Origin of the sequence: Kitasatospora sp. NPDC091257 (assembly GCF_044757675.1) — a bacterium.
Lineage (GTDB): Bacteria > Actinomycetota > Actinomycetes > Streptomycetales > Streptomycetaceae > Kitasatospora > Kitasatospora lactacystinica.
The window spans coordinates 1-14,529 of sequence record NZ_JBIVVI010000073.1 but is presented as its reverse complement, the minus strand read 5'-3'; the positions used below and the strand labels follow the sequence as shown (position 1 = coordinate 14,529).

Below are 14,529 nucleotides of genomic sequence, written 5' to 3'. Positions count from 1 at the left end.
GGTGCTGACGTCGGTCAGCACCCGGGGCACCAGGCCCACCCGGTCGAAGGCGGCCCGGTTGGCGGCGAGGGTCAGTTCGCGTTCCGCGCCGCCCTCCAGCCACTCCCAGACCTCGGGCGCGAGCGCGGCCCGGGCCCGGTCGGCGTACTCCGCGACGGACAGCACCGGGCGCCCGGCGGCCGGGCCGGCCGGTGGAACGCTTCGGACGGACGCGCTCATCCGGCCACTTCGCCGGCGTTGCGCTGCAGCTCCACGGCCTCGTAGAGGGCGCGGATGTTGTTGCTGCCGAAGTTGCGGGCCCGGATGCGCTCGATCACCTCGAAGAAGTAGGTGTTCCGCGGGTGCTGGGAGCGGGTGAAGATCTGGAACAGCTGGCCGTCGTGGTCCTGGTCGACCAGCAGGTTCAGCTCGCGCAGCTGCTCGAAGGAGTGCCGCAGCGGCGTCAGGCGGTCGGGCAGCGCGTCGTAGTAGGTCTGCGGGGTGCGCAGGAACGGCACGCCGCGCTCGGCCATGGTGGCGACGGAGTGCACCGCGTCCTCGGCGGCGAAGGCGACGTGCTGGACCCCGGCGCCGCCGTGGCCGGCCAGGAAGGAGGCGATCTGGCCGCCCGCGTCCGCGGTGAGCGGCTCGATCAGGGTGAGGGTGACGCTGCGGTCGGCGCTCTGCACGACGGCCGAGTCCATGCCGAGCGTGCCGACCTCGACCCGCTCCTCGAAGATCGTCCGGAAGCCGAAGACCTCGCGGTAGCGGTGCTCGGTCTTGCGCAGCTCGCCGAACGGGATCAGGACCGCGAAGTGGTCGACGGAGTGCAGGCCGACCTCGCCCTCGCCGGTCAGCGCGGCCGGGTCCGGCAGGCCGGGGATGCGGCCGGCGGGGACCTCGGGGCCGCGCTCGACCAGGGTGTGCACCACGTCGCCGAAGGCGTCGACCACCGCGGTGACGCAGCCGTCCGCGGCCTGCGGCTCGCGCAGGGCGGCGGCGCCGCGGGCGGTCAGCGTGCGGAACGCGTCGGTGGCGTCCGGCACCCGCAGGCCGAGGGCGCCCACGCCGTCGCCGTGGCGCTCCAGGTAGTCGGTGGCGGGGTGGCCGGCGGCCAGCGGCTGGGTGATCAGCAGCCGGATGCCGGACTGGCCGACCAGCGCGGACAGGCAGCGCTCGGCGATGTCGCCGCGCTCGGTCGGCGGGACGAGCAGCTCGAAACCGTACTCCGTGGTCAGCTTGGCGGTCTCGGCGCCCAGGTCGGCCACGTAGAACTCGACGTGGTCCAGCTCGACGGGGATCGGGGTGACGGCGGGCGAGGAACGGTCGGTCATCTGAGGAGCTCTCTCGTGAGGAGGAACGGGAGGGTGCTGAGGGGCGATCGGGCGGGCGGACGTGCTCGGCGGTGCGGGTGCGCGCGGCGGTGGTGCGGGAGTTCGGGTGGTGCGGGCGTTCGGGAGGGTGCGACGTTCACGTGGTGCGGAGTTCGGGCGGGCGGGCCGGTGGGCCCGCCGGGGCCGGTCAGGTGGGCTGGAGGTCCTTGGCGTCCTCCGGATCGGCCGGGCCGTCGCCCTCGGACGCGTCCTCGGGCTCCGGCGGCTCCGTCGGGGCCTCCGGCTTGCCGATCAGGTGGGCGGCCGCGAGCAGCGCGCCGACCACCATCACGCCCAGCACCACCCGGAAGTCCAGGGCGGCCACCAGACCGGAGCCGACACCCACGGCCAGCGCCTGCGGCGCGGTGAGCGAGAGGTTGACGGCCGCCTGGGCGCGCCCCATCAGCTGCGGCGGGGTGGACGCCTGGGCGGCGGTGGCGAGCCCGACCAGGGCGGCCGGGATGCCCGCGCCCGCGATCACCAGGCCGGCCGACACCACGTACAGCGACGGGGCCAGCAGCAGGACGATGCCGAGGCCGAACACCGCCGATCCCGCCATGACCGTCCGTCGCGGTCCGAGCCGGCCGATCAGCAGGCCGCCGACCACCGAGCCGACCAGCGCGCCGACCGCCTCGGTGGTCTCCAGGACGCCGAGGAACTGCGGCGAGCGGTGCAGCCCGTGCTGGGTCAGCGCGAACAGCACCGGCTGGAGCAGGCTCAGCACGAAGCCGGCGCCGGCGGTGGCCACCACCAGCGGCCGCAGCCCGACCGAACCGCGCAGGTGGACGAAGCCCGCCAGCACCTCGGTGCGCCAACGCAGGCCCGAGGGCTCCGGCTTGACCTCCGCCACCCGCAGGGTGAGGAAGCTCAGTGCCGCCAGCAGCAGCACGGCGAGGTCGGCCACGGCCACCACGTGCCCGCCGAACCAGCCGTAGAGCCCGGAGCCGAGCAGCGGTGCCACCAGCGTGGTGCCCGCCCGGGCGCTCTGGGTCAGTCCGGCCGCCGCGCCGAAGTCCTGACGCTCCGTCAGGATGCTGCGCAGCAGCGCGCTCTGCGCCGGGGCCAGGACGGCCCCGGCCAGACCGCAGACCGTGGCGGTGCAGTAGATGATCCAGACCGTGTCCCGGCCGTCGACCAGCAGCAGCGGCAGCAGCGACACCGCCACCGCCAGGTTGACCCCGACCAGCAGCGGCTTGCGCCGGACCCGGTCGGCGAGCAGGCCGCCGAGCGGCAGCAGCAGCAGGGGCGCGGAGAAGCAGAACAGCACCAGGCCGGCGGCGGAGTTGCTGCCGGTCAGCACCTTGGCCCAGATGCCGAGGGCGATGGAGAGGGCGCTGTCACCGAGGACGGACAGGGTCTGCCCGGCGAGGTAGCGCCGGAACTCCGGGCGGGCCAACAGCGGGTGCATGGCGGTTCCTTCGCTGCGCCGACGGCGCTTCGGGGTGTGCGGGGGTGTGCGGTGGAACGGGGTGGTGCGGGGGCCGTGCGGTGGTGCGGTGGAACAGGGCCGTGCGGTGGAACAGGGCCGTGCGGTGGAACAGAGCCGTGCGGTGGTGCGCCGGTGCCGGGGCGCCCGCCGGCGCCCCGGGTGCCCGGGGTGCGCCCTGACGCACGCGGGGTGCTCAGGGCGCCGGGCGGTTCAGGGCGCGACGGGGTGGGCCGGGGCGAGCGGTGCGACGGCGGCGAAACCCTCGATCACCGCGTCGTTGGCGTCCTTCTCGCCGATGGCGACCCGGATGCCCCGGCCGGGGTAGTACCGGACGGCGACGCCCAGGCGCTCCAGCTCCGCGCGCAGCGGGAGCTGGTCGCCGGGGGCGTCGACCCACAGGAAGTTGGTGACGCTGGGCGCCACCGTCCAGCCGAGCCGCAGCAGTTCGGCCTCGGTGCGCTCCCGCTCCGCGGCGATCTCGGCGATCCGGCGCGCCATCTCGTCCTCGGCGGCGACGGCCGCGAGCAGGCCCGCCTCCTGGAGCCGGTTCACCGCGTACGGCACCTGGTGGTCCCGCACCCGCCGGGCCACCGACTCCTCCGCCAGCGCGTAGCCGATCCGCAGCGCGGCGATGCCGTGGGACTTGGACAGGGTGCGCAGCACCACCAGGTTCGGCCACTCGGCGATCCGGGCCGGCACGTCCGGGGCCTGCCAGTCCCGGGCGAAGTCGACGTAGGCCTCGTCGAGCAGGATCAGCGCGGTGGACGGCACCCGGCGGAAGAACTCCGTCAGCTCGGCCCAGGAGTAGACCGTGCCGGTCGGGTTGTGCGGGTTGCACAGCACGACGATCCGGGTGCGCTCGTCCATCCGCTCGGCCATCGCCACCAGGTCGTGCCGGGCGTCGGGGCCGAGCGGGACCGGCCGGGCCTCGGCCCGGGCGATCTCGCAGAACAGCGGGTACGCGTCGAAGCAGGGATCCGAGTGCACCACGTTGTCGCCGGGCTCGACCACCGTGTGGAAGAGGTCCAGCGCCACGCCCGCCGAGCCGTGGCCGACCACGACCTGGCCGGCCGGGACGCCCTGCCAGTCGGCGACGATCCCGGCGATCCGCTCCGGCCGGAAGTCCGGGTAGCGGTGCAGGTCGGCACTGGCCCCGGCCAGCGCGGCCAGCACCGACGGCAGCGGCGGGTACGGGTGCTCGTTCTGTGCCAGCAGGTGTCTGGCGGTCGACGGGGCGGCCATCAGTCGGCCTGGAGGACGTAGAGCCAGGAGTGCGGGGTGGCCAGCGCCTCGACGCGGTCGATCCGCAGGCCGGCGTCGGTGAAGAGGGTCTCGTAGGTGGCCTTGGTGTGCAGCGGGACGCCCATCATCGCGTGCGCCAGCTCGAAGCCGACCGAGAAGACCGGCTGGGCGCCGTCGGAGGTGCCCGGGTCGCGCAGCATGGTGTCGCCGAGGACGAAGGTGCGGGCCTTCGGGAAGGCCTCCCGCATCCGGGTGAAGATCGAGGAGCGGGTGGCCGGGTCGGCCAGCAGGTCGTGCAGCAGGAAGAAGCTCATCACGGTGTCGACCTCGGCCACCTCGGCGGCCTCGGCGTCGTTGTCGATCTGGGTGCCGAGCAGGCCCAGGACGTCGGCGCGGACGGCGGTGACCCGGTCCTGCATGCCGGCCTCGACGATGTCGCGGCGGGCGATGTCGGTGGCCGGGCGGCTGATGTCGATGCCCAGGCCCCGGGTGCCCTCGCGCTGCGAGACCACGCGGCGCACCCGGGCGGAGGTGCCGGAACCCAGGTCGGCGATGGTGCGGAAGTCGATCCCGTTGAGCACGTCGGTCAGCTGCGCGGCGAACAGCGACTGGTCGCACTGGGCGGAGCCGAGGGCGACCATCGCCTCGTCGCGGAAGACGTCCTGGTCGTAGCGGTGGGTGCCGGCGCTCAGGTGGCCGGCGCGGCCGAACACGTCGTGGTAGCCGCCGACGGCCCAGGTGAAGTAGCCGCGCGCGGCGGCGATCTCCAGGCCCGCCTCGGTGGGCAGGTAGGCGTCGCCGTCGGCCTTGAGGTAGCCGTAGTCGGCGGCGGCGCGCAGCACGGCCTCGGTGCGGGCGGTGTCGCCGGCCCGGGCGGTGGCCTCGGCGGCCGAGAGCGGCTCGCCGCGCCCGATCGTCTCCAGCAGGCCGATCCGGTCCAGCGCGAAGATCACGTTGGCGGCGATGAAGCCGTTGTAGGCGTCGGTCGAGGTGATCGGCGACGGGGTGATGCCACGCCAGGTGTCGGGGATGGCCGCAGTGGTCATGGTGGTGTCCGTTTCTCCGTGGGCGGGCCGGGTGCGGCCCGCGTGGTGTGCGCAGGTCGGTCGCCTGCGGTCGGTAGGGGTGTCGAGTCGGTGGTGCGGGCGGGTCAGGGAGTCAGGTGGGCGGCGAGCACCGGGCCGATGACGGCGAGCGCTTCGGAGCCCGTCATCGCGCCGTGGGTGCTCGGCACCTCGTGGACGTCGAGCCGACCGCCCAGGTGCGGGCGCCAGCTCTCCGGGTCGGGGGCGTCGGCCGGCCGGTCCTTGGCGGCGGTGAAGAACACCGCGTCGCCGTCGTAGCCGGGCAGCGGGAGTTCGTGGGACAGCTCGGCGTTGGACTGGAAGACCGAGACCACCCGGGCCACCCCGGCGCCGCTGAGGCCGGCGAGCGGGCCCTCGTCGCCCCGGACGAGCGCGGCGTAGCCGTCCTCGTCCGCGGGCCAGGCGGTGATCTCCCCGGCCGGGTGGCCGAGCGAGTCGAGGATCACCGCGAGCTGCGCCGGGTCGTCCCGCCACTGCTCGGGCCCCGGCTCGCCGGTGCCCGGGTAGGCGTCCAGCAGGGCCAGCAGCCGGACCTCCTCGCCCTGTTCGCGCAGCAGCGCGGCGATCGCGTGGGCGACGGCCCCGCCGAAGGACCAGCCGAGCAGGGCGTACGGGCCCTCGGGGCGCACGGAGCGGATCTGCGCCAGGTAGGTGCGGGCCAGGTCCTCGACCGAGGCCGGGTGCGCGGTCGGGTCGGCCAGGCCGGGGGCCTGGAGTCCGTAGATCGGCTGCTCGGCGTCGAGGTGGCGCAGCAGGCCGGTGTAGACCCAGCTGATGCCGGCGGCCGGGTGGACGCAGAACAGCGGCGGGCGCGAGCCGCGGGTGCGGATCGGCAGCAGGACGGGGAAGCTCTCGGCGGCCGGGCCCTGGGCGAGCCGCTCGGCCAGCCGGGCGACGGTCGGTGCCTCGAACAGCGTGCGGACGCCGATCTCCTCGCCCTCGCCGACCAGTTCGCGCAGGCCCGCGACCAGCCGGCTGGCCAGCAGCGAGTGCCCGCCCAGCTCGAAGAAGTTGTCGTCCACGCCGACCTTCTCCAGCCCGAGCAGATCGGCGAACAGGCCGCAGAGCAGTTCCTCCCGGGGCGTCGCGGGCGCCCGTCCGGAGCCGAGCCAGGCGGTGTCGGGGGCCGGCAGGGCCTTGCGGTCGACCTTGCCGTTGGCGGTCAGCGGCAGGGCGTCCAGGGCGACGATCGCCGAGGGCACCATGTAGTCCGGCAGGGTCGCGCCGACGTGGGCCCGCAGGGCGGCCTGGTCGACCGCGTGCCCGGGGTGGGCGACGGCGTAGCCGACCAGCCGGCGGTCGCCCGGGCGGTCCTCCCGGACCAGCACGAACGCCTGGGCGAGGGAGGGGTGCCGGGCGAGCACGGCCTCGATCTCGCCGGGCTCGATCCGGAAGCCGCGGATCTTGACCTGGTGGTCGGTGCGGCCCAGGTACTCCAGGGTGCCGTCGGCCTGGCGGCGGACCAGGTCGCCCGAGCGGTACATCCGGCTGCCGGGGGTGCCGTACGGGTCGGCGACGAAGCGCTCGGCGCTCTGGCCCGGCCGGTTGAGGTAGCCGCGGGCCAGGCCGGCGCCCGCGATGTACAGCTCGCCCTCGACCCCGGCCGGGACGGGCTGGAGCGCCGCGTCCAGGACGTAGAGCCGGGTGTCCGGCACGGGCCGGCCCATCGGCGGGGCGGTCCGGCCGCTGAGCGGGCTGCTCATGCTGGCGCAGACGGTCGACTCGGTCGGGCCGTAGGCGTTGACCATCCGCAGCCGGGCCGACCAGTGCTCGACCAGGTCGGGCGGGCAGGCCTCGCCGGCGACCACCAGGGTGCCGCCCTGCGGCAGCGCGTCCGGGGCCAGCACGGCGAGCGCGGTCGGCGGCAGGGTCAGGTGGGTGACGCCCTGTTCGGCGATCAGGTCGGTCAGCGAGGGGCCGGGCAGCAGTTGGTCGGCGTCGCCGAGGACGGCCCGGGCGCCGGTGAGCAGGGCCATGCCCAGCTCCCAGACGGCCGCGTCGAAGGACGGCGAGGCGAACAGCAGCACCCGGCTGTCGGGGGTGACGGCCAGGCCCCGGCGCTGGCCCTCCACCATGGCGGCGAGGCCGGTGTGGGTGACCACCACGCCCTTGGGGCGGCCGGTGGAGCCCGAGGTGTAGATGACGTACGCGGCCGAGTGCGGGGTGATCGCGGTGCCGGTGAGGTCGTGCGCCGGGTGGCCGGAGGCGTCCAGGTCCTCGATCAGCAGCCGCGGGACGGTGCTGTCGGCGAGCAGGCCGTCGGCCAGCGCCTTGCTGGTGAGGACCAGCGCGGGCCGGGCGTCGTCCAGCATGTAGGCGATCCGGTCGGCCGGGTAGCGCGGGTCCAGCGGCTGGAAGACCGCGCCGGCCTTGAGCACGGCGAGCTGGGCGACGATCAGCTCGATCGAGCGTTCCAGGGCGATCGCGACGAACCGCTCGGGGCCCGCGCCGTGCTCGATCAGCAGCCGGGCGAAGCGGTTGGCGCGCTCGTTGAGTTCGCCGTAGGTGACCTGCTCGGTGCCGAAGGAGAGCGCGACGGCGTCCGGGCGGGCGGCGGCCTGCGCCTCGAAGAGCGCCGGGAAGGTGCCGGGCGGGAGGTCCTCCCGGGTGTCGTTCCAGCCGGTGAGCAGCTGCTCGCGCTCCTCGGGCGCCAGCACCTCGACGCGGCCCACGGACTGGTCCGGGTCGGCCAGCACCGCGCGCAGGACGCGCTCGAAGCGGGCGGCCGTCGCCTCGGCGGTGGACCGGTCGAACAGGTCGACGGCGTACTCCACCGTCAGGCCCAGCCCGGCGGGCGCGCCGTCCGCGTCGAAGCTCTCGCTGAAGGCGAAGGTCAGGTCGAACTTGGCGAGGTCGGAGTCCAGTTGCTCGACCCGGCCGGGCAGGCCGCCGAGGCTGATCCCCCCGGCCTCGCCGCCGGAGGTCAGCATCACCTGGCACAGCGGGTGGCGGGCGGTCGAGCGCACCGGGTTGAGCAGCTCGACCAGCCGCTCGAAGGGCACGTCCTGGTGTTCGAAGGCGTCCAGGGTGGTGACCCGGACGCGCTCCACCAGTTCCCGGAAGCTCGGGTCGCCGGAGGTGTCGGTGCGCAGCACCAGGGTGTTGACGAAGAACCCGACCAGGTCCTCCAGCGCCTCGTCGGTGCGCCCGGCCACCACGGTGCCGATCGGCAGGTCGGTGCCCGCGCCGATCCGGCTCAGGGTGGTGGCCAGCGCGGCCTGCATCACCATGAACACGCTGGCCCGGCTCCGCTGCGCCAACTCGGCCAGGGAGGCGTGCAGTGCGGCGTCCGTCCGGAGTTCCACCGCGGCGCCCCGGCGGCTGGGGGCGGCGGGGCGGTGGCGGTCGAAGGGGAGCGTCAGCTCCTCCGGGAGGTCGGCCAGCGTGCGCTGCCAGTAGGCGAGTTGCTCGCTCAGCAGGGCGCTGGGCCGCTCGTCGGTGCCGAGCAGCTCGTGCTGCCACAGGGTGTAGTCGGCGTACTGGACCGCGAGCGGCCGCCAGTCGGGGGCGGCGCCGGCGAGGCGGGCCCCGTACGCCTCGGCGAGGTCGCGCAGCAGCGGGACCACGGACCAGCCGTCGGTGGCGATGTGGTGCATCAGCACCAGCAGGACGTGCTCCTCGCCGGGCAGCGAGAGCAGGGTGGCGCGCACCGGCAGGTCGCGGGCGAGGTCGAAGACCTGCGACCCGGCCTCGGCCAGCTCCCGCGCGAGCTCCTCCTCGCTGTCCACCGGCACGGTGTGCAGCGGGAGTTCGGGGGTCTCCAGGAGCAGCTGGTGCGGCTGCCCGTCGGTGGTCGGGTAGACGGTGCGCAGCACCTCGTGGCGGTCGAGCACGTCCGCCAGGGCCGTGCGGAGCGCGTCGGCGTCGACCGGTCCGGTCAGCCGGACCGCGCACGGGGTGTTGTAGAGCGCGCTCGGGCCCTCGAACTGGTCGATGAACCAGAGGCGTCGCTGCGCCGGGGAGAGCGGGACGCGCTCGGGCCGCTCGACCGGCCGCAGGGCCGGACGGGCGGCGCCCGGGGCGGGCAGGACGGCGGCCAGCGCGGCCACGCTGGGGGCGTCGAACAGGGCCCGGACGGGCAGTTCGGCGCCGAGCGCGGTACGGACGCGGCTGACCAGCTTGGTGGCGAGCAGTGAGTGGCCGCCCAGGTCGAAGAAGCTGTCGTCGATCCCGATCCGGTCCAACCCGAGGACGTCGGTGAACAGTTCGCACAGCGCCCGCTCGGTGTCGGTGCGCGGGGCGCGGCCCTCGCCGGTCCCGGTCCAGTCGGGGGCGGGCAGGGCGCGGCGGTCGACCTTGCCGTTGGCGGTCACCGGGAGGGCGTCGAGGACGACCACGGCGGCCGGGAGCATGTAGCTGGGCAGGCTGTCGGCGACGGCGGCGCGCAGCTCGGCGGGATCGCCCTCGCCGGTGGCGTACACCACCAGGCGCTTGTCGCCCGGCTGGTCCTCGCGGACCACGGCGAAGGCCTGGCCGACGGCCGGGAGGGCGGTGAACGCGCCCTCCACCTCGCCGAGTTCGATCCGGAAGCCGCGGATCTTGACCTGGTCGTCGGCCCGGCCGAGGAACTCCAGGACGCCGTCGGCGGTCCAGCGGACCAGGTCGCCGGTGCGGTACATCCGGCTGCCGGGCTCGCCGAACGGGCAGGCCGTGAAGCGCTCGGAGGTCAGGCCGGGGCGCCCGACGTAGCCGCGGGCCAGGCCGGCCCCGGCGAGGTACAGCTCGCCGGCCACGCCGGCCGGCACCGGCCGCAGCGCGGTGTCCAGCACGTACGGCCGGGTGTTGTTCAGCGGGCTCCCGATCGGGACCACGGCGGGGACGGGCTCGCCCGGGCTCATGGTGAAGGTGGTCTTGATGGCGGTGGTCTCGGTGGGCGCGTACACCGCGACCACGTCGGTGTCCGGGCAGGCCCGGTGGAGCCGGCGCACGGACTCCGGCGGGACGACGTCGCCGCCGGTCCACACCTGCCGGACGTTGCGGAAGGCGGCCGGGTTCTCGTCGGCCATCAGCCGCAGCAGGCCGGACGGGGCCTGGACCAGGGTCACCTCGTGGGTGGTGATGGTCTCGGCGAGGCGGCGGATGTCCAGCTCGCCGGGGTCGGCGAGGACGATCGCCCCGCCGGTGACCAGCGGCGCCCAGATCTCGGTGGTGGAGGCGTCGAAGGCGGTGGGCGAGTGCAGCAGCACGCGCTCGTGGTGCCCGGCCCGGAAGTGCGGGTTGCCCAGCAGGTCCACCACGTTGCGGTGGGTGACGGCGACGCCCTTGGGCACCCCGGTGGAGCCCGAGGTGTACATCACGTAGACCAGCTGGCCGGGCAGGACCGGCACGGCCGGGTTGCCCGCCGCGGGGGCCTCGGCGAGCAGCGCCGCGGTGACCTCGACGGTGGCGAAGCCCTCGGTGGCGAGCACCGGATGGCCCTGGTGGGCGGGGTCGACGAGCAGCAGGCCGGTACGGGTGTCGGCGAGGATGTGCTGGAGGCGGTCCAGCGGGTAGCGGTCGTCCAGCGGGACGTAGGTGCCGCCGGCCTTGGCGATGGCGAGGACGGCGGTGAGCAGTCCGGCGGAGCGCTCCATCAGGACCGCGACCGGCTGTTCGGTGGTCAGGCCGCGCTCCAGCAGCAGGGCGGCGAGCCGGTTGGCGCGGTCGTTCAGCTCGGTGTAGTCGAGCCGCTCGGTGTCGGAGACCAGGGCGAGGGCGTCGGGGGTGGCGGCGGCCCGGGCCTCGAACAGCCGGGGCAGGCTCCGCTCGTCGACCGGCGCGGCCGGCCCGTTCCAGCCGGTGAGCAGCTGCTCGCGCTCGGCCGGGTCGAGGATCTCGATGCCGCCGATCGGCGCGTCCGGGGCGGCCGCGGCGGCGCGCAGCACGCGCACCAGCCGTTCGGCGAGGGAGACGGCGGTGGCGTGGTCGAAGAGGTCGGCGGCGTAGTCGACGGCGGCGCGCACGCCCAGGCAGGTGCCGTCGGGGGCGAGCCGCTCGACGAAGTTGAAGTTGAGGTCGAACTGGGCCTGCGCCTCGCCGACCTCGACCGGGGTGCCCGTCGCGGCGCCGAAGGCGAGGTCGTCGGCCCGCTCCGCGTTCAGGGTGACGACGGTCTGGAAGAGCGGGTGGCGGGCGGGGGTGCGGGTGGGGTTGAGGTGTTCGACCAGCCGCTCGAAGGGGATGTCCTGGTGGTCGTAGGCGTCGAGGTTGGCGCGCCGGACCCGGTCCAGCAGCTCGTGGAAGCTCGGGTCTCCGGACGTGTCGGTGCGCAGCAGCAGGGTGTTGACGAAGAAGCCGACCAGGTCGTCGAGCGCTTCGTCGGTGCGGCCGGCGACGGGGGTGCCGAGCGGCAGGTCGGTGCCCGCGCCGAGGCGGGTGTAGAGGGTGGCGACCGCGGCCTGCAGTGCCATGAACAGGCTGGCGTGCCGGCCCGAGGCCAACTCGGTGAGCGCGCCGTGCAGTTCGGCGTCGAGCTCGAAGTCGGCGGCGCCGCCGCGGCGGCTCGGCCGGCCCGGGCGCGGACGGTCGTACGGGAGTGCCAGCTCCTCCGGCAGGCCGGACAACTCCTGCTGCCAGTGGGCGAGTTGCAGGGAGACGACGCTCTCCGGGTCGTCCTCCTCGCCGAGCAGTTCGCGCTGCCAGAGGGTGTAGTCGGCGTACTGCACCGGCAGCGGCTCCCACTGCGGCTCGGTGCCGGCCAGCCGGGCCCGGTACGCCTCGGCGAGGTCGCGGAAGAGCGGGCCGACCGACCAGCCGTCGCTGGCGATGTGGTGCGTCAGCAGCAGCAGGACGTGCTCGTCCGGCGCGGGCAGGGCGTACAGCCAGGCCCGGACGGGCAGGTCGGCCGCGAGGTCGAAGACCTGCCCGGCGGCCTCGTGCATCAGCGCGTGCAGCTCGGCCTCGTCGGCGACCGGAACCCGGTGCAGCGGCGGGCGCCCCTCGGTGAGGATGTGCTGGTGGGGCTGGCCGTCGGTGGTGGGGAAGACGGTGCGCAGCACCTCGTGCCGGTCCACCACGTCGCCGAGCGCCCCTTCGAGGGCGGCGGCGTCGAGCCCGCCGGTCAGCCGGAGGGCGAACGGAGTGTTGTAGAGGGCGCTCGGTCCCTCGAACTGTTCGATGAACCAGAGCCGCTGCTGGGCGAACGACAACGGGATCAAGGTCTGCCTCCGACTGGCGACGTACGGCTGTTGTGGCTGGTGGGGCTGCTCTGTCCGGTAGGGCGGAGCGGTCGTGCGGCCGGGGCGGGCCGCGCCACTGGCGCGGCCCGCGTCCCGCCGCCGGTCAGGCCTGGCTTCCGGGGCGCCGCATCGGCCGCAGGGCCGGGCGGGCCTTCTTCGGTGCCGGCGCCGCTTCGCCGCCGGGCAGGACGGCGGCGAGGGCGGCCACCGTGGGTGCGTCGAACAGCGTGCGGATCGGCAGCTCCGCGCCGAGGGTGGCGCGGATGCGGCTGACCAGCCGGGTGGCGAGCAGGGAGTGGCCGCCGAGGTCGAAGAACCGGTCGTCGATGCTGACCGTCGGCACGCCCAGCACCTCGGCGAACAGGGCGCAGAGCTCCCGCTCGCGCTCGGTGCGCGGGGCGCGGCCCTCGGCCGCCCCGGCGTACTCGGGCGCGGGCAGGGCCCGGCGGTCGACCTTGCCGTTGGCCGTCACCGGCAGGCTGTCCAGGACGACCACGGCGGCCGGGAGCATGTAGCCGGCGAGGCGGTCCGCGACGAAGGCGCGCAGTTCGCCGTCGGTGGCCTTGCCGGTGGCGTACACCACCAGGCGCTTGTCGCCCGGCTGGTCCTCGCGGACCACCGCGAGCGCCTGGCCGACGCCCTCGTGGGCGGTGAACGCGGCCTCCACCTCGCCGAGTTCGATCCGGAAGCCGCGGATCTTGACCTGGTCGTCGGCCCGGCCGAGGAACTCCAGGACGCCGTCCGCGGTCCACCGGGCGAGGTCGCCGGTGCGGTACATGCGGCTGCCCGGCCCGTCGAAGGGACAGGCGACGAAACGCTCGGCGCTGAGCGCCGGACGGCCGACGTAGCCGCGGGCCAGGCCGGCCCCGGCGATGTACAGCTCGCCCGCCACGCCGGCCGGCACCGGCTGCAGACCGGCGTCCAGCACGTACAGCCGGGTGTTGGCCAGCGGACGCCCGATCGGCACCGTGCTCGGCACCGCGGCGGCGTCGGGCATCGGGTACTGGGTGGCGCACAGGGTGGTCTCGGTCGGCCCGTACAGGGCCCGCACCGCGATGCCCGGGACGGCCTCCAGCACCCGGCGCACGGCCGGGGCGGAGACCACGTCCCCGCCGGTCAGCACCTCGCGCACGCCGGCGAAGATGTCCGGGTCCTCCTCCGCGATGACCCGGAAGAGACCGGCGGTGACGTGCACGTGCGTGAGCGCGTGGACCCGGACCAGCTCCCGGATGGCGGCCGCGTCCAGGTCGCCCTGCGGCGCGACGACCACCTGGCCGCCGGAGAGCAGCGGCACCCAGATCTCGTAGGTCGAGGCGTCGAAGGCGTGCGGCGCGTGGAACAGCACCCGCAGGCCCTCGTCGTGCCGCCAGCACGGGTCGGTGGCGAGCTGCACCACGTCCCGGTGGCTGATCGCGATGCCCTTGGGCTCCCCGGTGGAGCCCGAGGTGAACATCACGTACGCGAGCTGCTCCGGGTGGGGCGCGGCCCGGTGGGCGCGCCGCTCGCGCGGACCGTCGAACCAGCCCGCGGTGAGCGGCAGGACGGGGCAGGGGGCGTCGGCGGCGAGCGGGTGGTCGCGGTGGGCCGGGTCGACCAGGACGAGGGCCGCGGCCGTCTCGGCGGTGATCCCGCGCAGCCGCTCGGCCGGGTGGCGGTCGTCCAGCGGGACGTAGGTGCCGCCCGCCTTGGCCACCGCGAGGATCGCCGTCAGCAGGTCGGCGGAGCGGTCCATCAGCAGGACCACCGGCGTCTCGGCGCCGACCCCGGCGTCGGCCAGGCGGGCCGCCAGGTGCTCGGCCCGGGAGTCCAGCTCGGCGTAGCTGAGGGTGCCGTCCTGCGAGACCACGGCCGGAGCGTCGGGGGTGGCGGCGGCCCGGGCCTCGAACAGTTCCGGCAGGGTCGCGTCCGGGACGGGCGCGGCGGTGTCGTTCCAGCCGGTGAGCAGCTGCTCGCGCTCGGCCGGGTCGAGGATCTCGATGCCGCCGATCGGCGCGTCCGGGGCGGCCACGGCGGCGCGCAGGACGCGCAGCAGCCGCTCGCCGAGGGCGGCCACGGTGGCGTGGTCGAAGAGGTCGACGGCGTACTCGACCGCCACCGTCAGGCCCGCCTGCGGGCCCTGCTCGGTGAAGCGGAAGGACAGGTCGAACTTGGCCACGTCCAGCTCGAAGGGGTGCTCCGCGCAGCCCAGGTCGCCGAAGGCGTCCGGCACCGTGACCCGGCCCTCCAGCGCCACCAGGGTCTGGAAGAGCGGGTGGCGGGCGGGG

General features: G+C 75.2%; 6 protein-coding genes and 1 pseudogene. All 7 read right to left on the bottom strand.

Annotated elements, in window-relative coordinates:
• Positions 1-219, bottom strand: a 219-nt coding sequence (locus tag ACIQOV_RS05670; RefSeq protein ID WP_401045267.1) for an alpha-hydroxy-acid oxidizing protein, incomplete at its 3' end; no start/stop codon positions are given.
• Complete coding sequence (gene hppD / locus ACIQOV_RS05665) at positions 216-1,313, bottom strand: 4-hydroxyphenylpyruvate dioxygenase (protein WP_401045264.1); 1,098 nt, start codon at positions 1,311-1,313, stop codon at positions 216-218. The genes ACIQOV_RS05670 and hppD, both read right to left, overlap by 4 nt.
• A gap of 187 nt (positions 1,314-1,500) precedes the next feature.
• The gene (locus ACIQOV_RS05660; protein WP_401045261.1) at positions 1,501-2,760 is read right to left on the bottom strand and encodes an MFS transporter; all 1,260 of its coding nucleotides are present in this window, start codon (positions 2,758-2,760) and stop codon (positions 1,501-1,503) included.
• A 231-nt stretch (positions 2,761-2,991) separates the two neighbouring features.
• On the bottom strand, positions 2,992-4,023 hold the full coding sequence (locus ACIQOV_RS05655) for a pyridoxal phosphate-dependent aminotransferase (RefSeq protein WP_401045258.1): 1,032 nt from the start codon (positions 4,021-4,023) through the stop codon (positions 2,992-2,994).
• On the bottom strand, positions 4,023-5,069 hold the full coding sequence (locus ACIQOV_RS05650; protein WP_401045256.1) for an SAM-dependent methyltransferase: 1,047 nt from the start codon (positions 5,067-5,069) through the stop codon (positions 4,023-4,025). The genes ACIQOV_RS05655 and ACIQOV_RS05650 overlap by 1 nt, the downstream gene beginning before the upstream one ends.
• A 104-nt stretch (positions 5,070-5,173) precedes the next feature.
• A pseudogene (locus ACIQOV_RS05645) lies at positions 5,174-12,241 on the bottom strand (amino acid adenylation domain-containing protein); the annotation flags it as partial.
• Positions 12,242-12,368: 127 nt separating this feature from the next.
• A partial coding sequence (locus ACIQOV_RS05640) for an amino acid adenylation domain-containing protein (protein WP_401045253.1) occupies positions 12,369-14,529 on the bottom strand: 2,161 nt, incomplete at its 5' end.

Bases quoted from the DNA above. Each gene is read 5' to 3' on its own strand.
- hppD (WP_401045264.1), bottom strand. From the start codon at position 1,313: ATGACCGACCGTTCCTCGCCCGCCGTCACCCCGATCCCCGTCGAGCTG.
- ACIQOV_RS05660 (WP_401045261.1), bottom strand. From the start codon at position 2,760: ATGCACCCGCTGTTGGCCCGCCCGGAGTTCCGGCGCTACCTCGCCGGG.
- ACIQOV_RS05650 (WP_401045256.1), bottom strand. From the start codon at position 5,069: ATGACCACTGCGGCCATCCCCGACACCTGGCGTGGCATCACCCCGTCG.
- ACIQOV_RS05655 (WP_401045258.1), bottom strand. From the start codon at position 4,023: ATGGCCGCCCCGTCGACCGCCAGACACCTGCTGGCACAGAACGAGCAC.